At 39.2% G+C, this 22,436-nt stretch carries 24 protein-coding genes; 8 read left to right on the top strand and 16 right to left on the bottom strand.

From position 1 onward, the window contains the following. Positions 1–512: 512 nt before the first annotated feature. On the top strand, positions 513–1,598 hold the full coding sequence (locus tag KP78_RS08480) for an FUSC family protein (RefSeq protein ID WP_041088063.1): 1,086 nt from the start codon (positions 513–515) through the stop codon (positions 1,596–1,598). 47 nt (positions 1,599–1,645) lie between these two features. Here the strand turns inward: KP78_RS08480 and KP78_RS08475 are convergent, their stop codons facing one another. From KP78_RS08475 to mutY, 6 genes are all read right to left on the bottom strand, one after another. Then, positions 1,646–3,397 carry an ABC transporter ATP-binding protein gene (locus KP78_RS08475; RefSeq protein ID WP_041088062.1) on the bottom strand — a complete coding sequence of 584 codons (1,752 nt, stop codon included), beginning with the start codon at positions 3,395–3,397 and terminating at the stop codon, positions 1,646–1,648. 74 nt (positions 3,398–3,471) lie between these two features. After that, positions 3,472–4,017, bottom strand: coding sequence for a nucleoside tri-diphosphate phosphatase (ntdP, locus tag KP78_RS08470; RefSeq protein ID WP_041088060.1), 546 nt, complete (start codon positions 4,015–4,017; stop codon positions 3,472–3,474). Between the two features lie 141 nt (positions 4,018–4,158). Further along, on the bottom strand, positions 4,159–4,395 hold the full coding sequence (locus KP78_RS08465; protein WP_041088058.1) for a hypothetical protein: 237 nt from the start codon (positions 4,393–4,395) through the stop codon (positions 4,159–4,161). A gap of 195 nt (positions 4,396–4,590) precedes the next feature. Further along, complete coding sequence (locus KP78_RS08460) at positions 4,591–4,902, bottom strand: gamma-type small acid-soluble spore protein (RefSeq protein WP_041088056.1); 312 nt, start codon at positions 4,900–4,902, stop codon at positions 4,591–4,593. Positions 4,903–4,964: 62 nt separating this feature from the next. Next, positions 4,965–5,711, bottom strand: a complete 747-nt coding sequence (fabL, locus tag KP78_RS08455) for an enoyl-[acyl-carrier-protein] reductase FabL (RefSeq protein ID WP_041088054.1) — start codon at positions 5,709–5,711, stop codon at positions 4,965–4,967. A gap of 2 nt (positions 5,712–5,713) precedes the next feature. Further along, positions 5,714–6,850 (bottom strand): A/G-specific adenine glycosylase, encoded by a 1,137-nt coding sequence (gene mutY, locus KP78_RS08450; RefSeq protein ID WP_041088052.1) that lies wholly within the window; start codon positions 6,848–6,850, stop codon positions 5,714–5,716. Positions 6,851–7,048: 198 nt separating this feature from the next. Between mutY and KP78_RS08445 the strand changes: the two genes are divergently transcribed. Next, positions 7,049–8,032 carry a metal-dependent hydrolase gene (locus tag KP78_RS08445; RefSeq protein ID WP_041088050.1) on the top strand — a complete coding sequence of 328 codons (984 nt, stop codon included), beginning with the start codon at positions 7,049–7,051 and terminating at the stop codon, positions 8,030–8,032. A 71-nt stretch (positions 8,033–8,103) separates the two neighbouring features. Here KP78_RS08445 and KP78_RS08440 read toward each other — a convergent pair whose 3' ends face one another. Next, a complete protein-coding gene (locus tag KP78_RS08440) occupies positions 8,104–8,373 on the bottom strand; it encodes a YfhJ family protein (protein WP_041088048.1) in 270 nt (89 codons plus the stop codon). A gap of 279 nt (positions 8,374–8,652) precedes the next feature. On the opposite strand from KP78_RS08440, the gene KP78_RS19125 reads away from it, so the two are divergent. From KP78_RS19125 to KP78_RS18600, 3 genes are all read left to right on the top strand, one after another. Continuing rightward, entirely contained in the window at positions 8,653–9,129 is a 477-nt protein-coding gene (locus KP78_RS19125) for an MFS transporter (RefSeq protein WP_157841474.1), read from the top strand. Then, the gene (locus KP78_RS18605) at positions 9,111–9,395 is read left to right on the top strand and encodes an MFS transporter (RefSeq protein ID WP_052474712.1); all 285 of its coding nucleotides are present in this window, start codon (positions 9,111–9,113) and stop codon (positions 9,393–9,395) included. Before KP78_RS19125 ends, KP78_RS18605 begins: the two co-directional genes overlap by 19 nt. Before the next feature lie 135 nt (positions 9,396–9,530). Beyond that, on the top strand, positions 9,531–9,893 hold the full coding sequence (locus KP78_RS18600) for an MFS transporter (RefSeq protein WP_052474711.1): 363 nt from the start codon (positions 9,531–9,533) through the stop codon (positions 9,891–9,893). Positions 9,894–9,971: 78 nt separating this feature from the next. On the opposite strand, the gene KP78_RS08430 is transcribed toward KP78_RS18600, so the two are convergent. Continuing rightward, positions 9,972–10,313, bottom strand: a complete 342-nt coding sequence (locus KP78_RS08430) for a YfhH family protein (protein WP_041088046.1) — start codon at positions 10,311–10,313, stop codon at positions 9,972–9,974. 71 nt (positions 10,314–10,384) lie between these two features. Between KP78_RS08430 and KP78_RS08425 the strand changes: the two genes are divergently transcribed. Beyond that, positions 10,385–11,071 carry an SDR family NAD(P)-dependent oxidoreductase gene (locus KP78_RS08425; protein ID WP_041088044.1) on the top strand — a complete coding sequence of 229 codons (687 nt, stop codon included), beginning with the start codon at positions 10,385–10,387 and terminating at the stop codon, positions 11,069–11,071. Positions 11,072–11,138: 67 nt separating this feature from the next. Here the strand turns inward: KP78_RS08425 and recX are convergent, their stop codons facing one another. Continuing rightward, positions 11,139–11,945 (bottom strand): recombination regulator RecX, encoded by an 807-nt coding sequence (gene recX / locus KP78_RS08420; RefSeq protein WP_041088042.1) that lies wholly within the window; start codon positions 11,943–11,945, stop codon positions 11,139–11,141. A gap of 176 nt (positions 11,946–12,121) precedes the next feature. On the opposite strand from recX, the gene KP78_RS08415 reads away from it, so the two are divergent. After that, positions 12,122–13,027, top strand: coding sequence for a TIGR01777 family oxidoreductase (locus tag KP78_RS08415; protein ID WP_041088041.1), 906 nt, complete (start codon positions 12,122–12,124; stop codon positions 13,025–13,027). On the opposite strand, the gene KP78_RS20965 is transcribed toward KP78_RS08415, so the two are convergent. Next, entirely contained in the window at positions 13,022–13,144 is a 123-nt protein-coding gene (locus KP78_RS20965) for a hypothetical protein (RefSeq protein WP_268747515.1), read from the bottom strand. The genes KP78_RS08415 and KP78_RS20965 overlap by 6 nt on opposite strands. Positions 13,145–13,263: 119 nt before the next feature. Then, the gene (locus tag KP78_RS08410; protein ID WP_084219896.1) at positions 13,264–14,583 is read right to left on the bottom strand and encodes a hemolysin family protein; all 1,320 of its coding nucleotides are present in this window, start codon (positions 14,581–14,583) and stop codon (positions 13,264–13,266) included. A gap of 575 nt (positions 14,584–15,158) precedes the next feature. On the opposite strand from KP78_RS08410, the gene KP78_RS21065 reads away from it, so the two are divergent. Next, on the top strand, positions 15,159–16,013 hold the full coding sequence (locus KP78_RS21065) for a methyl-accepting chemotaxis protein (RefSeq protein ID WP_084219894.1): 855 nt from the start codon (positions 15,159–15,161) through the stop codon (positions 16,011–16,013). Positions 16,014–16,139: 126 nt separating this feature from the next. On the opposite strand, the gene rlmD is transcribed toward KP78_RS21065, so the two are convergent. From rlmD to KP78_RS08380, 5 genes are all read right to left on the bottom strand, one after another. Next, positions 16,140–17,573, bottom strand: a complete 1,434-nt coding sequence (rlmD, locus tag KP78_RS08400; RefSeq protein ID WP_052474719.1) for a 23S rRNA (uracil(1939)-C(5))-methyltransferase RlmD — start codon at positions 17,571–17,573, stop codon at positions 16,140–16,142. Next, positions 17,546–18,418 carry a DNA-3-methyladenine glycosylase family protein gene (locus tag KP78_RS08395; protein WP_041088099.1) on the bottom strand — a complete coding sequence of 291 codons (873 nt, stop codon included), beginning with the start codon at positions 18,416–18,418 and terminating at the stop codon, positions 17,546–17,548. The genes rlmD and KP78_RS08395 overlap by 28 nt, the downstream gene beginning before the upstream one ends. A 101-nt stretch (positions 18,419–18,519) precedes the next feature. Continuing rightward, entirely contained in the window at positions 18,520–19,728 is a 1,209-nt protein-coding gene (locus tag KP78_RS08390) for an ATP-binding protein (protein WP_041088036.1), read from the bottom strand. Between the two features lie 161 nt (positions 19,729–19,889). Further along, positions 19,890–20,672 carry a delta-lactam-biosynthetic de-N-acetylase gene (gene pdaA / locus KP78_RS08385; protein ID WP_041088035.1) on the bottom strand — a complete coding sequence of 261 codons (783 nt, stop codon included), beginning with the start codon at positions 20,670–20,672 and terminating at the stop codon, positions 19,890–19,892. Positions 20,673–20,830: 158 nt separating this feature from the next. Next, positions 20,831–22,375, bottom strand: a complete 1,545-nt coding sequence (locus KP78_RS08380; protein WP_041088034.1) for a fumarate hydratase — start codon at positions 22,373–22,375, stop codon at positions 20,831–20,833. Between the last annotated feature and the right edge of the window lie 61 nt (positions 22,376–22,436).

Below are 22,436 nucleotides of genomic sequence, written 5' to 3'. Positions count from 1 at the left end.
CTCATGCAGATCTTTATTTTTTTCTGTTTTGAGACCGATATTAGCAGCAAATACCTTTTTATTAATCAGTATTCCAAACACCTGATCTACTGATGTGTTTTTCTTATCAACAGTAGAATGGAAGCATGTTTGTTCAATGTAATGTACAGCTTTAGATCGATTAGCTCATCTATGCAGATTAAATAATTGAGTTAAAAGAGAGGTAAAGAACATAATAGAAAGGCTATCCTCTTTTTTTGTTTTCATTTTATTACTTCAAAACGTCAAATAAATGAAAAGGCTTACTCCCTTGTATAGAAGGTAAAGCCACTATTAATCGGATTTTTCTTTAGAAAAATGAAATAAAATACATGATTTTTATACAAAGAATTTACTGCTTCTCTATTGCAGTCCCAATGGAAGCAAGGTATATTACTACTATTGCCTGAACGGTTTTCATCACATATTGATGTGAGAAACACAGGCAATGAATAACGTGGATTTATAACGTCAAGAAAGGATCTTTTTATTACATGAAGCTTGGTGCCCGAGTATTAAAAACGGGAATTGCCATTGTCCTTGCCTTATTTCTTTCTCAATTGCTGCAACTTCCATCCCCTATTTTTGCCGGGATTGCCGCCGTCTTTGTCGTACAGCCAACCATTTATCGCTCGTTTGTCTCAATTTTAGAGCATATTCAAGCAAATTTGATTGGTGCTGCTGTTGCTGTCCTCTTCGTATTGCTTTTTGGCAATCATGTTGTAATTATTGGTTTAGCAGCTGTTATTACCATCACCATTATTTTGAAATTGCGTATTGAAAGTACGATCGGTTTGGCCTTGGTGACATTAATCGCCATTATGGAAGTGCAAAATGAGGATTTTATTACATTTGCACTGTTACGATTTGCGACGATTATGCTTGGGGTGTTCTCCTCATTCATTGTTAATCTCATTTTTCTGCCACCTAAATATGAAACAAAGCTTTTCTATAAAATTTCTACCACGACAGATGATATTGTAAAGTGGGTTCGCTTAAGCACACGTCGAGCAACTGAACATCGACTTCTTAAAAAAGATATTGAAAAGTTTAAAGAGCGTTTAATTAAAATTGACCAGACCTATTTAATGTATAAAGAAGAACGCGGATATTTCAAACGCAACTCAGTAGCAAAAACGAGAAAGCTCGTTGTCTACAGACAAATGATTTCAAGCATGCGAAGAAGTTTTGAAATACTAAAACGACTTCATCGTTTTGAAAATGAGCTTAATCATGTTCCTGAGTCTTTACAATTGATTATTCAGGAGCAGCTTGATTGTTTAATGAGCTATCATGAGCAATTACTTCTACGATTTGTCGGGAAAATTAAAACGACAAATGAAAATGATCAGTTGAACCATACTTGTATGGATCATAAAGAAGTAACCGATATTTTTATGACAGAAGTCAATAAAGCGAGAGATGAGGAAGGTAACAATGGATACCATCTCCTGCATGTATTGTCTGCCATGCTTGAATATGAGGAACATCTTGCACATCTTGACACCCTTATCGCAAGCCTTCAGTCCTATCATCACGAAGAAAATGAAGTTGTCATTCCTGAAAGGGAAATCGATTAAAAGTAAAAACCAGAATGGGAAGGCATGTGCCTTCCCATTCTGGTTTTTTAATCTTGATCAAGCTGCTGTACTTGAAATAGATTATAGTACAAGCCTTTTTGTTTCATAAGCTGTTGATGTGAACCACTCTCGGCGATTTGCCCATGATCTATGACAACAATTCGGTCAGCATGTGTAATCGTTGATAATCGATGCGCCACGATAAAGGTCGTTCGATCCTTTGCTAATATTTCAATCGCTTCTTGTATGAGATGCTCACTTTCCAGGTCAAGTGCTGATGTTGCCTCATCCAAAATAAGAATAGGCGGATTTTTCAGGAATACTCGTGCGATAGCCACACGCTGCTTCTGTCCTCCAGAAAGCTTTACTCCTCTTTCCCCAACCTTAGTGTTATAACCTTCAGACAGCTCCATAATAAAGTCGTGGGCATTAGCGGCTTTGGCTGCTTGTATCACTTCTTCTTCTGTTGCTTCCGGGTTCCCCATTTTGATATTCATCATAACCGATTCACTAAACAATATATTGTCCTGCAGAACCATTCCAATTTGGTTACGAAGGCTTCTCACCTTATAATCCCGAATGTCTGTCCCATCCAACAGCACTCGTCCCTTTGTAACATCATAAAAACGCGGAATTAAGCTGACGATGGTTGATTTACCTCCCCCGCTCATACCAACGAATGCAATGGTCTCTCCTGACTGAACGTGCAGATGGGCATCCTTTAATACATCTGCTTCATTTTCATCGTAAGCAAATGATACGTGATCAAATACGATCTCACCTCTTACATTTTTTACTTCTTTTGCATTCGGGCGATCTTCAATATCATATTTCTCATCAATAAGCTCAAATACTCTATCCATTGAGGCAATGGATTGTGTTAATGTCGTTGAACTGTTCACAAGCCGGCGAAGAGGATTGTATAAACGCTCAACATAAGCGATAAACGCAACCATTACACCTAATGATAAGTCTCCTTCTATTACCCTGTAGCCGGCATAGCCAATAACAATAAGCGGGGCTATATCAGTTATTGTATTCACAACGGCAAATGCCTTTGCATTCCACTTTGTCTGATCAATTGCTTTTGATAGGAAATTGCCATTTTTTCCATCAAATTGTTTTTGTTCATGATCTTCGACTACAAAGCTTTTGATAACACTCATTCCCTGAACGCGTTCGTGCAAATACCCTTGAACCTCCGCAAGCGCTTGAGAGCGGTCTCTCGTGAGTATACGTAAACGACCGAAAAAGTATTGGACAGAAAAAGCATATAAAGGAAACACAATAATCGCGACAAGTGTAAGCTTTACATCATAGGTGAGCATAATCCCAATGGCGATTAGGATCGTAGCCATATCAAGCCACAAGTTCATCAGCCCGGTCATAACAAAGTTCTTTGTTTGCTCAACATCATTAATAACCCGGGAAATGACTTCGCCAGCTCTTGTATTTGAATAATATTTAAAGCTCAGCTTTTGCATATGGGAAAAAAGCTGGTCTCGAATATCAAACAAAATTTTATTACTTGTCCATTGAGCAAAATATTGTCTGTAATATTCCACAGGAGGACGTAAAATAACAAATAATATAACAGACATTCCAATGATCCAATACAATGATGAGACTTTATCTGAATCTGCCTGATTCGGATTATTTATTATGTCGTCAATGACGTGTTGAATAAGGACTGGAATTAATAAAGGGATGGCAAATTTAATAATTCCTATAACAAGTGTGAGAATTATTAGCCATTTGTACGGTTTAACAAAAGCCATATAGCGTTTAATACTATCCAATGATAATCGACTCCTTGCGTAGTAAAAGCATGAAAAAACCTGTTGAATGTTCACCAACAGGTAAAAGAAGTTCTTTAATCTTTTTGGCGGTATCGTTTTTGAGATAAATATCTACTATACCATACATCAATAAAATCCGGAGCAAATGGTCCTCTTCTTTGCTTAATCCATCTGATTAGCTTATCCACATTCCGCTGCAGAATATGATCAATTACATTAGGATATCCCATCTGCTTACGATGCTCTTCATATTCATCTTCATCCAATAATGTGTAGGACATGTCTGGATAAACCTTAATATCCAAATCATAGTCAATATATTTCAGCGCTTCCTCGTCATATACAAATGGTGAGCTAATATTACAGTAATAATAAACTCCATCCTCACGCAGCATACAAATGATATTGAACCAATGCTCCGCATGAAAGTAGCATATTGCCGGTTCACGCGTAAGCCATGTTCGTCCATCTGACTCCGTCACAATGGTACGATCATTTCCACCGATTACAATATTTCGCGTTCCTTTAAGAACCGTCGTTTCCTGCCAGATACGATGGATTTGACCGTCATGTTTATAGCTATGTATTTGTATGCTTTTCCCTTCAGCTGGTAGCGTCATCGTCCATCGCCTGCCTTTATTAAAGCTTCAATTATATTTCCCGATTTTTGGGGACCGCTCGCTTCTGTATTTTACCATTATACCCTTTCACGCGAAAAAGAGCCACCGAGAGACAACGGGGCTCAAGTATTTTACATTTTTTTATGATCTGTGGGTTTGTAGTACATCATTCATTTTTTCATCAAACTTTTTTTGTGCTTCCTTTAGCTGTAAATTAAGTTCACTTAGATGTTCTGATAGATAGGCTGCTGACTCATTTATCTCAAGTGTGTGCAGCATATTCAGCATTCTTTTTTTCTGATCAAATTCATCCTGCAGCAGCAAAAGCTGTTCAGCAATCTGAATTTGATCATTGACCTTCTGTTTAAATAAATTCAACACAATCCCTCCTGACTACTAGAGATTCGATATTGCCGTTGAAATCCCTTTGACTACTATTGTCAGGCAAGTGATTGTTTTGTCGAAAAACAGACCTCAAGTATGTATTACTCCACACATTCATTTGTACTACACCTCTTAATAAATGCCAAACCCACTCCTGCAAACAGGAATGGGTTTGGTTATTACAATGATTTAGCTTTGACCTTGATTTGGTGTTGTAGAAGATTGCGCTTTTTTTGATTCAGCTTGTTGGTTTTGGCGCTTTACTTCCTGAAGATTCGTACCTGCTACAGTTTCAGAACCAAATTCAGTTGTGAAGTTTTGACCAGCACCTGCTGCCTGACTAGAGCCAGCTGATTGAGCGTTTTGGCGTTTTACTTCCTGAACATTCGTACCTGCTGCAGTTTCAGAACCAAATTCAGTTGTGAAGTTTTGGCCTGCACTTGCTGTGCTATTCGCAATTTTAGAGTTACCTGCTTGAGCATTTTTGTTTTGCTTGTTCATTGTTTTCTCACCTCCACGCTAGTTAATGTAACCACCCCGGAGTGAGTCTATACAATAAATTTTCACACTAACAAAGAACGTCCGCCGTCTACAATAATCGTTTGCCCTCGAATCATTGAGGCGTCTTCTGATACAAGAAACATTACAGTTTTTACCAAGTCGTTGATTTCGACCATTCTTCCCGCTGGAGTCTTACTTCTTGCATCCTCTAAAAGCTCTTCACGATTGGGGAAATGCTTCAAGGCATCAGTATCAACGGCTCCACCGGACACTGCATTTACAACGATATTTCGTGGAGCGAGCTCCACTGCTAAGTATCGTGTCAATGCTTCAAGCGCTGCTTTGGAAACTCCAACGGTCGTATAATTTTCAAGGTAGCGAATCGATCCAAGAGAACTGATGCTCACAATGCTTCCACCCTCTTCTGGCATTAGCTTTGTCGCTTCCTGAGCACAGAAAAGTAAAGCTTTACTATTGATGTTCATCGTCCAGTTCCAATGGGGTTCTTCAAGCTCCATAGCTGGTCGCAATACGCCTGAAGCAGCGTTGTTAATAAATACATCCAGCCTGCCGAAATTTTCTTCTATTTCCTGAAACATTTTTTTGATTTTTTCTACATCTCCAACATTCGCACGAACAACCATTGCTTTTCTGCCCAGCTGTTTTATTTCTGCAGCCGTATCAAGTGCCGCCTGCTTGCTTCTCGCGTAGTTCACAACAATATCATAGCCCTTTGAAGCAAGTGCAAGGGCAATCGCTTTTCCAACCCCTCGGCTGCTGCCGGTAACCAGTGCTACTTTATTTGACATCTTTACTTCTCCCCTATCTCATCATTTTTCTCATTGTCGATTAAATGCTGACGCCATATTTTCCTGTATGAAATCGGAAGAGCCAGACCTTCAATTTCATCAGCTGTCTTCCACGCAACACGTTCTGGAAGAATGGGAGCGTCATCGAATACAGATAGCTTGTCCGTGTAATAGACAGACATCTTCCATGTTAAGTGTGAAAACACATGATCCTGCTTCATCCAAGGTTCATCGTAAACCTCAGCAGTAACCCCGATATCTGTTAACAAAAATTCTTCAAGCTCACGTGAGACGGATTCATGCCCTTGTCTTTCAACACTTGGAAATTGCCACAAATTAGCAAGCAGACCCTCCGAAGGACGCTGGGTCACAAGCCATTGTCCCTCCTGATTTTGGACCATAACGGTTAGAAGATCAATTACCTTCGTTGACTTTTTTCGTGTTTTCACCGGTAATTCAGACTGAACACCTTCTGCAAATGCTAAACAATGTTCATTAACTGGGCACAATAAACATGAAGGTGAAGTGGGCGTACAAATAAGCGCACCAAGCTCCATAAGAGCCTGATTAAAATAAGATGGATTATTTTCATCAATTAAGCGGCGAACAGCTTCTTCAAACACCTTTCTTGAAGATGGCTTGGCAACATCATCCCATATTGATAAAATGCGTGAAAATACTCTCATCACATTACCGTCAACCGCCGGTTCCGGTATGTCATAAGCAATGCTTAGTATTGCACCCGCTGTATATGGTCCGACGCCCCTTAGGGAAGCAATTTCTTCAGGCGTTTTTGGAACCTTGCCTCCGTAACATTCATGAACTTCTTTTACAGCTGTATGTAGATTCCTTGCACGTGAATAGTAGCCAAGACCTTCCCACGCCTTTAAAACCTGCTCTTCTGGAGCATTTGCCAAAGCTTCTACCGTTGGAAATTGACCCATAAAACGATTGTAAAATGGGATTACCGTATCAACACGTGTTTGCTGAAGCATAATTTCCGAAACCCATATACGATAGGGATCTTGATCCTTCCTCCACGGAAGATCCCGCATTTCATTTTCAAACCATCCAATTAAATCCTGCTGAAATTTATGTTTATTTACTTTTTCAAGCTGTTCATTTAACTTTTCACTCATGCAAACCTCCGAATATGTTATTTCATCTTGCAAAATGGGAATAGTGATCATACGCCTTCTTTTATGTCAAATACTTATTGTGATTGTAACGGATTATTCATTGCATTTCATACAATTGTTTATGATAATGAGAACAATCCGATCTAATTTTACACTAGATTATGGAGAAAACAACATTCATAGAATGGAGGGTTTCATTTGGACACAGGAACTCATATTGTAATGGGATTTGCTTTAGGCGGTCTGGCCATGATCGATCCTATTGTGGCAAATAGCCCTGCCACGGCACAGAGTGTTCTCATTGCAGTAGTAATTGGCTCACAAGCCCCTGATGCAGATACCATATTAAAACTGCGAAACAATGCTGTTTATATACGACATCACCGCGGAATTACCCACTCAATACCTGCTGTAGCTCTATGGCCAATTGCCATTACCGGAGCACTGTTTCCATTTTTCCCTGAAGCGAATCTTTTACATTTATGGCTTTGGACATTTTTAGCGGTATTTTTACATGTGTTTGTTGATATTTTTAATTCGTACGGAACACAGGCGCTGCGCCCATTTTCATCCAAGTGGATTGCTTTAGGTATCATTAACACCTTTGATCCGTTTATTTTTGGCATTCATATTGTTGGTCTAATGATTTGGGGATTCGGTGTTGATCCAGTTCCGACTTTCCTAACAATGTACGGCATCATTGTTGTCTATTATGTTTTGCGCTTTATGCTGCAGTCAGCAGTCAGACATTCAATTAAAAGTACCATTCCAGAAGCCGAGAATATCATTATCGCTCCTACAATGAGGTTTTACCAGTGGCGAATTGCTGCAGAAACCAAGGAGCACTTTTATGTAGGAAGAGCCTATGGCCGATCCATCACAATTCATGATAAATTCAAACGAATTCCGGTACCTGAAACAGACGTATTAAATAAAGCGAAAACGGATAAAAATATATCAGCATTCCTCTCCTTCTCGCCCATTTACCGGTGGGAGCTGGTTGAGTCAGATGATCAATATGAAGTACGCTTTATTGATTTACGCTACCGAAGCAACGACCATTATCCTTTTGTTGCCGTTGTTCAGATGGATAAAGACCTCAATATCTTAAGCTCCTATACGGGATGGATCTTCAGTGAAGAAAAGCTGCAAAGAAAGCTTGATTTCCTGCCAAACGAATAGGATAAGCACTGTTTTCCACCAAAAAAGGCTGGCGCATCAAAAAAATGGATGCGTCAGCCTTTCCGTTGTCATTAATGTAATGGATCTTGATCAGAATTTAATAAATTGACGTATTTAGGGTTCAATGATGCAAATTCGTGAAGGCGCGGCCCATAATTATTAATCCATTGACTTACAACACGTTCCGTCATTTCATGCCCTTTATATTCGTGACCTGCTTTTGCATATGTTGCTTCAAAGTCTGACCAAAGAAGTTCAACCCAGACACGAGCACGAGCAACGCTTAACGTATTATTTTGTTCTAACAGCTGTTCTACTAATCGATCATGGTAATCTTTCATGTCTCGTCTCCTCCTCTTGTTAAGAGCAAGTATTCGGCGAAGCCCTTAAACGCCACCATTATACAATAACTTCTTCTCAGATGCATGGTTAGCGTGCTCGAGGAAAATAAATTCTTCACCCATCACTTATCCTATATCTGAACAAAAACCTTTCATCCAATATCCATATGACTACTATACAGCTGCACTTGTACTATTCTGAATATAAAGATTGTTGAGCCATAGGCATTACTCTATACTTAATATATAGTAAATTTTCACATTAATGGCGGAGCTATATTGAAAGATAATCCTTGCATACAAGAACATACCGTAAAATTTAAAGCGGCTTCCTTTGCTTTAAGTATCGGAGCTTTTTTGGTTTTTTCGAATTTGCATGCGATACAGCCAATCCTCCCTTTAATCTCGACTGAATTTAATGTTTCATCTGCGATCGCTAGTTTATCCGTGTCGATTATGACATTGACATTAAGCTTTTCCTTATTATTTTTTGGTCCCCTGTCAGATGCAGTAGGCCGGAGAAATCTTATAACCATAGGACTTATAGCAACATCCTTATTATCGATCGCCCTTTGTTTTGCTCCTACTTTCACTTTACTGCTGCTGCTGAGAGCCATACAGGGGATCGCACTTGGCAGTCTTCCTGTTATTGCCTATGCTTATATAGGCGACGAATTTAGCACAAAGGCAATGGGCGTAGCAATCGGAATCTTCATAAGCGGAAATACAATTGCGGGATGGGCGGAAGAATCATAAGCGGTATTGTAGCAGATGTATGGAATTGGCAGGCATCATGTTTATTCATGGGTTTGATCGGGGTCATATGCTTTATTTTATTCGTCATTTTATTACCGAAATCAAATCACTTCACACCAAAGCCATTTTCGATCACAGGTGCACATCAGGAATTAATTTCACAGTTAAAATCAACAGTCGTACGACAAGCCTACTATATGGCTGGAATTACTTTTTTCGTATTTATGGGGGATCTTCAACTATGTAGCTTACTACCTTCAAGATAAGCCGTACAAATTATCTACTGCCGGATGGGTTTTTTATTTTTAACTCATTTGGCTGGTACATTTAGTTCAACCTTATCCGGCAAATTTAACACATTTATGGCTATTCCCCAACGTATTATGCTGGGGCTATGCATCATGATATTGGGTATATTACTTACGTGGATGGCTTCCCTATTCGTCATATTAATTGGACTCGCACTGCTATGCTTTGGCTTTTTCTTTTCGCACGCTGCGGTGATGAACTGGGTTAGTATGAAAGCTGACGAGGCAAAAGGAAGCGCCTCATCCCTCTATTTATTCATTTATTATCTTGGAGGGAGTGTCTGTACGTATTTACTTGGTTATGTATGGGAATGGCGCGTCTGGTCAGCAATCATCATTACAAACCTTATCCTTTGTGTTATTGGGCCCATGATTGCTGTTAATATGAAAAGACTGGATCAAAATACAAGCTCTGCCTCGTATTCTGTTCGAAACCCTAACCTCCAAAATCGCTAGACGTTCATTCATAAAAAAGGCATATCCATTTCAAATAGAAATGGATATGCCTGGATTATGTATAAATTGCTGTACTGATCAACCCTGCTGGTGGTCTTCACCTGACAGCTCAAGCATAGAAATTGGAAGTGCTTCCAGCTGTTTCTCGCCTCTTAAGCGGTACCCCCAAGCAAAAACGCCGTTGAGATAATCAATTTTAAAATAACTGCCCGGATCTCCTAGGATTGCATACACAGTTCCCGGCTTATATTGTTTAGAGTCAAGCAAATACGCCTGAGCCATAATTGCTTTTCGTTCAAGAACCGCAAATTCATTCACAATTCCTAACTGTTCTGCTTTGCGGGCTTTTTCCTTTAATGCAGCAATTTCCTGGTTTAATTCATGCTTTGACATTGTACTATAACGTTTCTCTATTGACATTAACAGCACCTCATTTCTACTATTAGTATACGAAATGATTATGCTAAAACAAAGAATGGAGGCACAAAAAAATGAAACGTCCGATTGCATTAGTTACTGGAGCTGGTACAGGATTAGGAAAAGAGCTAGCGTTATCTCTCAGCCGCAGCTATCATATGATCCTGGTTGGCAGGAGAGTAAAGCCTCTTGTGGAGCTTGAAGCCAGTATCAACGCACTCAATGGCACAGCATCAAGTGTCGCATGTGATGTTACAATGCCTGAACAATTAAGAGAATTAATCAATAAATTAAGAGATTCAGAAATGCTTCCAATTGATTTGGTAGTAAACAATGCAGGTGTCGGATACTTCGGCTCCCTTGAATCCATGGATATGGAGGAATGGGATCTTATGTTTCGCACAAATGTGTTAGGACCCATGGCGCTTACAAAAGCTTTAGTTCCCTATATGAAAGAAGAAAAGTCCGGCATGTTCCTTAACATTCTCTCTACTGCCGCTCTTCGAGGAAAAGTAAATGAATCAGGTTACGTCGCGAGTAAATTTGCCTTGCGCGGTTTTTCAGAAAGCATAGCTCAAGAGCTTAAGCCTTTTGGTATTCGCGTGGTCCGTGCCTATATGGGCGGTATGAATACACCTTTTTGGGAAGGCTCAACACATGTGGACTCCCCAGAAATCTTTCGAACACCAAAAGAAGTCGCTGATATTATTGTTGAAAATATGCATGATCAGGATGAAATCATTATTGAATCAAAAAGATAGAGAGGTATAGGCTGCTCATTACATAAGGAGACAGCCTATCCTTTATTTTAATGATAACCTTCCTTCCCTACTCCTCTTTAGCAAGATGATCAATCACTTTTTCAATATTATCCATTTGAAATCCTTTTCGGAATAACGCCTGCTTCATGCGCTGTGTATATTCATAGCCTTCATATTTATTAACAAGCTTATTATGAGCTTTTCGTGCTTGTGTATAAATCGCCTGCCACATTTCATCATCATCCCGATCAATTGCTTGGGAGGAAAGAACCTCCCTTATTATAATGCCAGAATACCCTTTTCTCGCTAAAGTGTCCTGTGTTTTCTTTTTAATTTGCATCTCAGATTGCTTTTGGTTTTTTTGAATAACCTTTTGCATCACTTGTTTTGCTCGCTCCAGCCATTCTTCAAAAGGAATCGTTTCGAGCATAGCTTCAATCACACCTGGGCTAACCCCTTTATCCTTCAGCGCCATTTGTAAATGCTGGGGGCCTTTATCTGATGTGCGAAGCTGTGTGTTCACATAGGCTTTCGTAAATTCTTCATCATTAACGTAGCCATACTCCCTTAATTTATGCAATGTTTCCTGAATGGAGGCGTCCCCCATCTCATGCTCATTTCGCAAATACAGGACAATTTCATGCTCAGAGCGCATACGATAGCTTAAGTAGAAAAGGGCCTTATTAAACCCTTTTCTAATTTCATCTTCATATTCAATTTCACCTATATCAAAATCAGTCAGCTCTTTATTTTTCGAAAGCCGAAAACGTGCCAGCACTTCTTCATCTACACTAAATGCATACGTTCCATCAAGAAATATATTGTAACGTTCTTTGTTTTTTTTCTGCACCGTAATTTTAGTGATGATCGGCATCTCACTCACCTCACTATTACTTTATCACATTTACCTCTTCATCTTTAACCATCTATGAAATCTAACTAGCTGGAATTCTCCCATTAATTAAAGATTATCTTCTCTCAGCCTCTTAAAAGAAGCTTTTTCATCTTCAAACAGGTAATATTAACAGTAATAAGCAGGGGGGATGACGAATGAAAATCCTATTGTCCGGAGGAACCGGGTTTGCTGGCAAGACAATTACAAATTTACTAGTACAAGAACAGCATGAGGTTTACATTTTAACGAGAAACCCTGATTTATATGACTCAACAAAGCAAGTGCATTATGTCGAGTGGCTTACTGAAAATGCCCAGCCTGAAAAAGAGCTTGAGGAGATTGATTGGATTATTAATCTTGCAGGTGAATCAATCAATAATGGACGCTGGAATGATGACCAGAAAAAGCGCATTTATGATAGCCGGATGGAAGCAACTGGCGAAATTTTACGTATTATACGCGCACTTGATATAACACCTTCTGTCCTGATAAATGCCAGTGCCGTCGGCTATTATCCTCCTTCAGAAACAAAAATTTTCACAGAAACTTCAACAGAGAAGGGACATAATTTTCTAGCAGAAACAGTCATTGATTGGGAGAAAAAAGCAAGGCTTGCAGAAGATGAAGGCGTCAGAGTAGCATGTGCACGCTTCGGCATTATATTAGGTAAAAAAGACGGAGCTTTACCAAGCATGGCCATGCCTTATAAACTTATGGTCGGCGGTACTGTTGGAAGCGGCAAACAATGGCTCTCCTGGGTTCATTATCAAGATGTAGCACGAGCTATTTTATTTGTCCTGGAGCACCATAAAATTGAAGGACCTTTTAATGTTACAGCGCCAAATCCCACGCGAATGAAAGAATTTGGCGAGACATTAGGCCAAATGCTGAATCGCCCACACTGGATCCCAGCACCAAGCTTTGCCTTAAAGCTTGCACTAGGTGATAAAAGCTCACTTGTGCTAGAAGGTCAAAAAGTGCTGCCAAAAGTTTTGGAAGAGCATGGATTCACTTTTCTTTATCCGACACTTCATGAAGCGCTGGAGGAGATCTATTCATAACGTGAAAAGAGGTTCGTTTAATCTAAAGCGATCCTCTTTTTTAAATATTGTTTGCTCACGCAGCTTCTGTGTATTCTGTTGAATCGCTATTTTATTATTATTTCTTTTTTTGTTCATTTGCAATATCCACCTGTTTAAGACTAGAAGAAAGAGTACGTCTTGCTAAAATCTGTTATATAATAAAAATCCCTTCCTGTTCCACCGAGTGGTCCAAGAAGAGATTTGTATAGAAATAATTAATCGTCTTCGTTTTTACTTACAAATATTTTAACTGAAATAATTCTCCGGTCAGACACTTCTTCCACTGTAAAAGAGACATTTTGATATTCAAGGCGCGGATGATCTTCTCCATTTGGAATATAGCCAAGCTGGCCAATAACGAAACCGCTTATGGTGTCAAATTCTTCAATGGGCAAACCAATTTTCAATAAATCCTCTACCACATAAAGATTCGTTGTCCCAGCGATTAGGTAAGTATGTTCATCAAGCTGGTCTATTTCTTCTATATTCGTTTCTGGTGCATCATACTCGTCAAAAATATTCCCTACGATTTCTTCAATAACATCCTCAATTGTTACAAGTCCATCCGTACCGCCATATTCATCGATTGATATGGCCATATGAACATTGTTTTGCTGCATTTCAGTAAACAAAGCATCTATTCTTTTTGTTTCAAGAACAAAAAAAGGGTCACGCATCATTTCACTCAGATTAAACACTTTCTGATCAGAATGGTCTACAAACTGAATTAAATCCTTCACATGCAAGATTCCCACAACATTATCAATTTGTTTTTCGTACACAGGAAATCTAGTGTATTTTTCTGCAAGTGCAGTTTGAACCGTTTGTCTTAACGTGTAATCAATTGGTATGGCGACAATCTTTGTACGATGCGTCATAATATCAGACACGGTTTTATCATTAAATTCGAAAATATTATTAATCATGACTTTTTCTGTTTCTTGAATAGAACCGCGCTCTTTGCCTACATCCACCATCATTCTTATTTCTTCTTCTGTTATATTGTCATCTTCAGCATTCGGATCTACACCAAATAGTCTTACAACTGAATTGGTTGATAACGTGAGTAACTTAACAAACGGCGAAGAAATTTTAGATAAAAAGGTAAGTGGACCAACTGCAAACCTTGAAATAGCTTCCGCCTTTTGAAGAGCAAGCCTTTTCGGTACTAGCTCACCTAAGACCAATGTAAAATATGACAAAACAAGCGTAATGACCACAAGGGAGATTGTGCCTAGAAGCCTTTCTGAAATTGGCAATCCCATTTCATACAAGAAAGACGCTAACCGCCCAGCAAAGCTTTCAGCAGCAAACGCACTCGCCATAAAACCAGCAAGTGTGATACCAATTTGGATGGTAGCTAAAAAGCGGCTCGGCTCAGAAAGAAGATTATGTAACATAATGGCCTTTTTATCCCCACTATCAGCCATCATTTTTACTTTATTGTCATTTAATGAAATCAGTGCAATTTCAGATGCTGCAAAAAAAGCATTAATCACAATTAATACAAGTAAAATTAGTATTTCAATTGTCAAAGAAGATCTACCTCCAGAAGAATAAAAATACAAAGAGCTCTTGATTCAGTTAAATAAGCTATGAAGCTGTTATTAGATGATCTTATATGAACCACATCTATTGTCCCCTCCCGTTTCAAGACAATAAATGATTCAAACTAATATCATTTTACCATATATAGCTGTTAATGCATTGCATGTACGTACTCCCAGGAGGCGATATTGGTAATTAAATGAAGCATCGTAGCATTTCATAGTAACAGTTAATTTTGATGATTCAATTGATATGCTTATTGTCCACATAATTAAAAATTATATACTTGATTAATCCTGCTATAGCAGCAATGGTTACATGGACGTATCGGAACCATCATGAATAAGAGATTAAAATTTTTGACCGTTTCCCTTTTCAACAACGTGTACAATGGATCATGATAGTTCTTATTGCTTATTAAATTGTAAATTTAAAATGTTAAAAAGCATCTGATTGAAATAGTTTACAAAGTTTAATTTCAAATAGAGCATTTTAATTAGTGATTTGTATAAAAGGATGATACGATCAAGAAACAATAATAGTAAAAAGGAATGATGACCTTATGACTAATTTATCTATAAATAGTTTACGTTCAACAGATATAATCTCAACTAAATTAGACGCTTTTCTCCAAGTGATCCCTACAATCAGTGCTATTTTGCCTGATCTTGCCATTGGCCTTACAAATAGAGAAGAATGGCTAGCTTACTATCCAGGCAGAAAAATTGATATAGGAGCAAAACCTGGGCTAAGAATCAACCCAAAAGAGCCGCTTGCGGACTGCATACGATTTAATAAGTCACTTGAAGAAGAAATTCCTGCTGAATTTTTTGGTTTCTCTTTTACGGGGCTTGCTACTCCTATTATGGATGGCAATAAGGTTGTAGGAGCGCTTGCGATTCAAATACAAAGACAAAACGAAAAGAAACTGCTAAATATCTCTGACCAGATTGTCTCATCGATCACAAATGCAAATGAAAGAATTACAAATATAGCGAAGGGTTCTGAAGGGCTAGCTGAAATTAGTTCTACACTTCTTGAGCAGTCCACACACGCATCTAATGAAATGAAGAATACAGATGAGGTCATTACCTTTATTAAAAAAATTGCCAATCAAACCAATCTGCTAGGGTTAAATGCTTCTATTGAAGCAGCTCGTGCAGGTGAAATGGGAAAAGGCTTTGATGTAGTGGCAAAAGAAATACGTAAATTGTCTAATGAGACCGTTTCCTCAACGGAAAAAATTCAAAACACATTATTAAATATGCAGCAGTCAATCAATGAAATCACAGCATCAATCGAAAAAGTTGTGGCTGTTGGACGCGATCAGGCATCTTCAACAGATGAAATTTCCTCGTTTATTGACGAGATTGAAAAAATGAGTAAGGAATTGAACAAATACGCAACAGAGCTATAATCAAACATCATCGATACTATTACAGTTAGTCGTTTATGTATTCCATTTCCCATGCTTTTTCTCACTCATAGCTGCAAGACTACATTCTCATTTTTAACTTTATTTCACATGAAACAAGCAGGGGCCCTATCGGCTCCCTGCTTGTTCTTTTAACACCAGCTTCGTAACGCTTTCCACATGACTAGTTTGTGGAAACATATCAATCGGCTGAATGTACTCTATTTTATAATGGGTTGATAGCATCATCAGGTCCTTGGCAAGTGTTGATGGATTACATGACGCATAGACAAACTTCTTTGGCTTTACAGCTAAAATGGTTTTAAGCAGCGATGGGTCACAGCCTGTACGGGGAGGATCCACCACAACAACATCTGGTCTCCAGCCTTCCTGCTTCCATTTCAGCATCCATTCCTCTGCAGTACCGACTTCATAGCGGGTATTTTTAAGATGATAGCTATTAGCATTGATTCTTGCATCTTCAATGGATTCCTTAATGACATCCATTCCTCTAATTTCCCCAGCCCCCTCAGATAACCACAGACCAATTGTTCCGGATCCGCAGTATGCATCCACGAGTTTTTCTGTGCCGGTTAGATCCGCGGCTTTTTTAATTTCATTGTACAGCTTTTCCGTTTGAAGCGGGTTAAGCTGAAAGAATGCTCGCGCTGATAGATGATAGCTGTATCCATCCAGCTTTTCCTCGATTGTTTTTTTCCCAGCCAGAAGAATTGTTTTTTCACCAAAGATTAAAGAAGTTGATAAAGGGTTAATGTTTTGCATGATTGACTTCACTTCTGGAAGTTTATTCTGCAGAGCTTTGATCAGTTGTTCTTTCTTTGGCAAATCATTCGTTGCCGTAACAATCACGATTTGAACTTCTCCCGTTTGCACGCCTACACGTGTCACGATCGTACGTACAGAGCCTTTTCTTTTTCGTTCATTGTAGACAGGTATAGAAAGCTTTTCGAGCTGTTTTCTTACGACCTGAATGACTTTATTCGTTTCACTGCGCTGCACAATGCACTCTTTGATATCAACTAACTGATGGGAGTTCTGTCCGTATAAGCCTGCAATGACTTTTTCGCCTTGCTTGCCAACCTGGAATTGACTCTTATTTCGGTAATGCCAAGGGGTTTCCATGCCAAGGGTGCCGCGAATATTGAGATCATCCAAACGAAATTTTGTATGACGTTCAAGTGCCTGCATTAAAAGATCCTTTTTCTCAACCAGCTGCTGAGAGTATTCCAAATGCTGCAGCTGACACCCACCGCATGCTTCGTACACATAACACGGAGGAGTTACCCTGTGCGGTGAAGCTTTTCTGATTTTCATAACCTTGGCTTCAGCAAATTTAGTGTGAACCTTTGTTGCTTCAACCACGACTTCCTCACCAGGCAGAGTACCCGGGACAAAGACAACCTGTCGTTTAAAATAGCCGACTCCTTCACCATTGATCCCAAGACGTTTAATGGTCAGAGGGAATTGCTGCTTTTCTTTTATTTTTATATCTCCTTGCTGTTCACTCAACTGTGTCACTTCCCTGTTTCTATGCTCCGCCATAAGTAGAGTGATGCGTAGCTCAAATAAGGATTCCATTCCTTACTCCATAGCTCCATCTCTTGAATGGTGGGCTTTCGGTCCATTTTAAATTGTTTCTTTATGGCATTTTGAATCCCAATATCCGCCATTGGGAAAACATTTAATCGCCCAAGTCCAAATAATAGCACATTTTCTGCGGTCCATGGGCCCACACCGCGTATGCTTACGAGCTGTTTTTTTATCTCTTCATCCTCTAAACTAGAAAAAGAAGCTACATTGAGGAGTCCTTGTACAATACGTTCCCCTACCCCAATGACATATTCGGCTTTTCGCTGGCTAAACTGCAATGCTCGTAATTCTTCTACTTTGAGAGACGCAACAACATCAGGTGTCGGATAAAACCAAACATCCTCCAATCGTTCACCAAAACTTGTCACAAAACGATAGGTAAGCACGCTCGCAAATGCCATATTTAGTTGCTGATGAATGATGCTCTTTATAAGACTGCTGTAAACAGATGATTCCAATACAAGAGGCGTTCCGCTGTGCTCTTCAAAAATGGAAGAAAGAGAAGACTGTGCGAAATGTTGATTGATTCCACTTAATGGAGAGTCCCATTGGAAATGTTCAAACACATAATTTAACACCTTTTCTTGATCTTCTTTAAAGCTCCCTCTTACAATAAATTCCGGGTCATCCTTTGTTCCAATTGACTGCACGCTGATCATCTGACGCCGTCCACTATCAAAGGGCATCTTCACCATCATTTGTTCAGTATCGATAGCGTTCAGTGGATCAATCAAAAGACGCTCGATTACACGATTAAAAGCATATGGTCCCTTAATTTTCACACGTTCTTGCCACATTTCATTCCCGCCAACCTTTTTCGCCATTATAGCATGAATCATGAGACCAGCCTTAATTCAATTAAAATAAAGCGAACAGCTTATATAGTCAGCTGGTCGCTTTATTTTTCCACAGGAAGTAAAATTGTAAAAATAGTCCCTTCTTTACTGCTGTCCACTTCCATGATTCCATGATGATTTTCAATGATTTTTCTCGAAACCGATAACCCAAGTCCTGTTCCTTCATCCTTCGTTGTGAAAAATGGGTCAAATATATAGGGAAGAATTGAGGGGTTTATTCCTTTACCATTATCTCTGAATGAAATCCTCAACCAATTTTCAACAAGCTTCACGTTAATTTGAATGCTTAAACGCTGATCCTGATTCGCTTCTAAAGAATTTCTGAACAAATTAATAAAGACTTGAATTAGTTCATCGCTGTCTCCTTCGAGAAAACGACTGGCAGAATCTGGACTAATATCATAGTTGATGCTTCCATTGTATAGGAGTGCTTCACTATTTAAAAAATTGGCGAGATGGTCATTAAAAAACTTTTCAACCTGAAAGAATTCCTTTTTTGTTTTTGTAGGCTTGGCAATTCTTAGAAAATCAGAAATGATTTTATTGGCACGGTCAATTTCAGGGATCAGCAAGGATTCAAAAAGGTCGGAGATTTCATTATCTACACTCCCCTGCAGAAATTGTAAATACCCCCTGACAGTCGTTAGAGGATTTCTGATTTCATGGGCAATTCCTGCTGCGATTCTTCCAGCAAGAGCCTGTTTCTCCGCATCCTTAAAGCGGTTTAAAAATTGAAAGGTTCCTATTACTCGTTTAATTGAACCGTCTGCATCATAAATAATTCTTGTATTAATAATCCCGTAATTTCGATCAAGAACTTCTTTATTCACTACTTCCGTTCCCGTTCTAGCCGTTTCAAGAATAATGATTTTCTCATCCGGTAATTTTAAAAGCTCACGAATATGCTTGCCTATGACATCCCTTTGTTCAACCTTTAAATCTCTTGCAGCCTGCAGATTACATAAGGAGATGATTCCATTTTTATCTGTAAACACGATATGATGTGGTACATGATCAAGGATTTCGTAAAGAATACTTTCTGCTACCTCAAACATATCGGAAGTGATTGAAAAGTCCATTTTCCTCCCGTTGTTATGATGTAATTGATTTTCCATCATTTTTTCTGTCTGGTGACTGAAATGTATTGAAGAATGATCGATGGCTTGCGGAAATTGTGATAGTAGTTCCTTCAATAACTGGTTTTCAATTTTTAATGCTTCTAATTCCTTCTTCATTGACAGCTCTGTCATTACATGCCCCTCTTTAAATATCTGTTATTCAAAATATAGTATAAATTAAGTTAAATTACTACCTTTTAAAGAGAACAAATCTTTTTAAACGAAAAAAACAAGATCATCCGCAAATTGCAGAAGCTTGTTCCGCGTTTAGCTTTGATGATCTTGTCTATATTCTACGATGGTTGATTCTTGAGTAAATGATTCAAGTCCTTGAACTCATATCCTTGCTTTTTTAAATCCTGGATCACTTTTTGAAGTGCTCCAGCGTTATCAGGTGATACTGTATGAAGCAAAATGACAGCACCTGGATGGATTTGCTTCATGATCTCATTGTACGCATAATCAGCACCCTTTGGTCGATCCGCATGCCAATCAACAAATGCAACAGACCAAAAAATATGAGTATACCCTGCTTCTTTTGCCGTTTTTAAGACAAAGTCATTAAAAACGCCTTCTGGCGGACGAATAAACATCATTTCCTTTTGACCGGTTAATTCCTCTGTTTTCTTCTTTACCTTTGCGAATTCTTCAAGCATTTGTTCTTTTGATATTGTGGTCAAATCCGGATGTCCCCAGGAGTGGTTTCCGATAATATGTCCATCCTTCACCATTCTTTTTACAAGAGGTGAGGCACTTTGTAAATAATGTCCTGTAAGAAAGAACGTAGCTGGTACTTTTTCTTCTTTTAATACATTAAGAATTTTCTCCGTATAGCCATTTTCAAATCCATTATCGAAGGTTAAATACAGTACTTTTTCATCGGGGGAACCCTTATAGACGGCATCATTTTCTTTTAATATTGCCTCGTATTTGGGACCCGCATTGGCTTGTTCTCCATTTTTCCCGCGCTGAAATCCCCAATGCATTGTTTCTGCCTGTGCTGAAATAGGATACATTACGCTTATTGCCAATGTAAAAGCAAATATCCATTTAAGAGCCTTACCATGCTGTAACATCTTCACACTCCTCCCTTGATTTATAAGATGTTCAACTTCTGAACGGTTATGTGGTAGCACAACAAGCAACATGCACCTTAAATAGCATATGCTGTTATATCAGTTTAAAAAAGCACTCAGAAAGATCTGAGTGCTCCCGAACAGATAAGTAATAAAAATTAACTGAATACAGGCTCTTTAAACTGGGAAAGCTTTTCTAAAGAGGACTGATCAACATCCTTATGAAGGCTGTTGCCATGTGCGTCCATTGTCACAACAGCAGTAAAGCCCTCCACCTTTAAATGCCACATGGCTTCAGGGATACCAAACTGCATTAAGTCTACGCCTTCGACAGATTTAATACGGTCAGCGTAGTATTGAGCCGCTCCACCAATGGCATTTAAATAAACACCGCCATGCTCTTCCAAAGCTTTTAGTGTTTTCGGTCCCATACCGCCTTTTCCTATTACTGCACGAATACCGAAGCGTTTCATAATATCACCTTGATAAGGCTCTTCCCGAATCGATGTCGTTGGGCCCGCTGCTTTCACATGCCAATTCCCTGCTTCATCCTTCAGCATAACCGGACCACAATGGTAAATAACCTGACCGTTAAGATCTACCGGTGAATCATTGGTGCTTAAATACTTATGAATCGCATCGCGTCCCGTATACATCATGCCGTTAATTTGTACGACATCTCCCACTTTTAGCTTACGAATGTCTTCTTCCGAAATCGGCGCTTGCAGTGTTACAACAGTTGGTGCTTCTTCAGGTGTTTGTGACGGCTGTTGTTCTTCTTCACCAAAACTGATTTTTTCTCCATCCTGGTACATCCAATCCACAATTTCACCTGTCTCGGCATTTAGTGATACACCAAGACGACGGAATGCCCAGCAGTTATATGCCACGGAAACGAAGAAGCTTGCTGGAATACGGTGCATCACACCTATTTTACAGCCAAGTAATGTGGTTTCACCGCCAAAGCCCATAGTTCCGATTCCAAGCTCATTTGCATTATTCACTATATATTCTTCAAGCTTACGAAGATCCTCATGTGGATTGATATCATCGTTTGAGCGGAAAAGCTGTTCCTTCGCTAGATCATAGCCTGAAGAACGGTCCCCTCCGATTCCCACTCCAATAAATCCTGCACTGCAGCCTTGACCCTGTGCCTGGTAAACCGAATGCATGATACACTTACGAATTCCGTCTAAATCACGGCCTGCTCTGCCGAGTCCGTCCAACTCACACGGAAGACTGTATTGAATATTTTTGTTCTCACAGCCGCCGCCTTTAAGGATTAAACGCACTTCTATATCATCTTTTTCCCATTGTTCGAACTTAATAACCGGCACCCCAAGGCCAAGATTATCTCCACTATTTTCCCCCGTAAGTGAATCTACAGAGTTTGGACGAAGCTTGCCGTCTTTTGTTGCGCGGATCATCGCGCTATGTATTGATTTCTTTATTTCCATTTGATTTACGCCAACTGGTGTTTTAATTTTAAACGTAGGCAGACCTGTATCCTGACAGATCGGTGAAACGTTATCATCTGCCATTTGAATATTTTGCGTAATGGTCGCCAAGCTCATTGCAGCTCTTGTTCCTGCATTTTCCCGGGCTTTTGCAGCGCGAATTGCTCTTCGCACATCCTTTGGTAAATTGGTTGATGTTTCAACGATTAATTCATACAAGCTGTTTTCCAGTACATTCGTATTCATCCAGTCTAGCCCCTTCCTATTTCCTCACAATCATTTGATTAGGTACAGCAGTAAAGTGTTT

Origin of the sequence: Jeotgalibacillus soli (assembly GCF_000829435.1) — a bacterium.
In the GTDB taxonomy this organism is placed as follows: Bacteria; Bacillota; Bacilli; order Bacillales; family Jeotgalibacillaceae; genus Jeotgalibacillus; species Jeotgalibacillus soli.
The sequence above is the reverse complement of the archived record's forward strand: the minus strand, read 5'-3'. Positions and strand labels throughout refer to the sequence as shown.

What these genes read in the sequence shown, in the direction of transcription:
- ntdP (WP_041088060.1), bottom strand. Translation starts at nt 4,017, where the DNA reads ATGACGCTACCAGCTGAAGGGAAAAGCATACAAATACATAGCTATAAA.
- KP78_RS20965 (WP_268747515.1), bottom strand. Translation starts at nt 13,144, where the DNA reads ATGAACAAAAAAAGAAATAATAATAAAATAGCGATTCAACAGAATACA.
- KP78_RS08415 (WP_041088041.1), top strand. Translation starts at nt 12,122, where the DNA reads ATGAAAATCCTATTGTCCGGAGGAACCGGGTTTGCTGGCAAGACAATT.
- mutY (WP_041088052.1), bottom strand. Translation starts at nt 6,850, where the DNA reads ATGAGTGAAAAGTTAAATGAACAGCTTGAAAAAGTAAATAAACATAAA.
- rlmD (WP_052474719.1), bottom strand. Translation starts at nt 17,573, where the DNA reads ATGGCGGAGCATAGAAACAGGGAAGTGACACAGTTGAGTGAACAGCAA.
- fabL (WP_041088054.1), bottom strand. Translation starts at nt 5,711, where the DNA reads ATGTCAAATAAAGTAGCACTGGTTACCGGCAGCAGCCGAGGGGTTGGA.
- KP78_RS08390 (WP_041088036.1), bottom strand. Translation starts at nt 19,728, where the DNA reads ATGACAGAGCTGTCAATGAAGAAGGAATTAGAAGCATTAAAAATTGAA.
- KP78_RS08440 (WP_041088048.1), bottom strand. Translation starts at nt 8,373, where the DNA reads ATGAAAGATTACCATGATCGATTAGTAGAACAGCTGTTAGAACAAAAT.
- KP78_RS08425 (WP_041088044.1), top strand. Translation starts at nt 10,385, where the DNA reads ATGAAACGTCCGATTGCATTAGTTACTGGAGCTGGTACAGGATTAGGA.
- KP78_RS08395 (WP_041088099.1), bottom strand. Translation starts at nt 18,418, where the DNA reads ATGTGGCAAGAACGTGTGAAAATTAAGGGACCATATGCTTTTAATCGT.
- pdaA (WP_041088035.1), bottom strand. Translation starts at nt 20,672, where the DNA reads ATGTTACAGCATGGTAAGGCTCTTAAATGGATATTTGCTTTTACATTG.
- recX (WP_041088042.1), bottom strand. Translation starts at nt 11,945, where the DNA reads ATGCCGATCATCACTAAAATTACGGTGCAGAAAAAAAACAAAGAACGT.
- KP78_RS08430 (WP_041088046.1), bottom strand. Translation starts at nt 10,313, where the DNA reads ATGTCAATAGAGAAACGTTATAGTACAATGTCAAAGCATGAATTAAAC.
- KP78_RS21065 (WP_084219894.1), top strand. Translation starts at nt 15,159, where the DNA reads ATGACTAATTTATCTATAAATAGTTTACGTTCAACAGATATAATCTCA.
- KP78_RS08480 (WP_041088063.1), top strand. Translation starts at nt 513, where the DNA reads ATGAAGCTTGGTGCCCGAGTATTAAAAACGGGAATTGCCATTGTCCTT.
- KP78_RS18605 (WP_052474712.1), top strand. Translation starts at nt 9,111, where the DNA reads ATGGGCGGAAGAATCATAAGCGGTATTGTAGCAGATGTATGGAATTGG.
- KP78_RS18600 (WP_052474711.1), top strand. Translation starts at nt 9,531, where the DNA reads ATGATATTGGGTATATTACTTACGTGGATGGCTTCCCTATTCGTCATA.
- KP78_RS08460 (WP_041088056.1), bottom strand. Translation starts at nt 4,902, where the DNA reads ATGAACAAGCAAAACAAAAATGCTCAAGCAGGTAACTCTAAAATTGCG.
- KP78_RS08380 (WP_041088034.1), bottom strand. Translation starts at nt 22,375, where the DNA reads ATGAATACGAATGTACTGGAAAACAGCTTGTATGAATTAATCGTTGAA.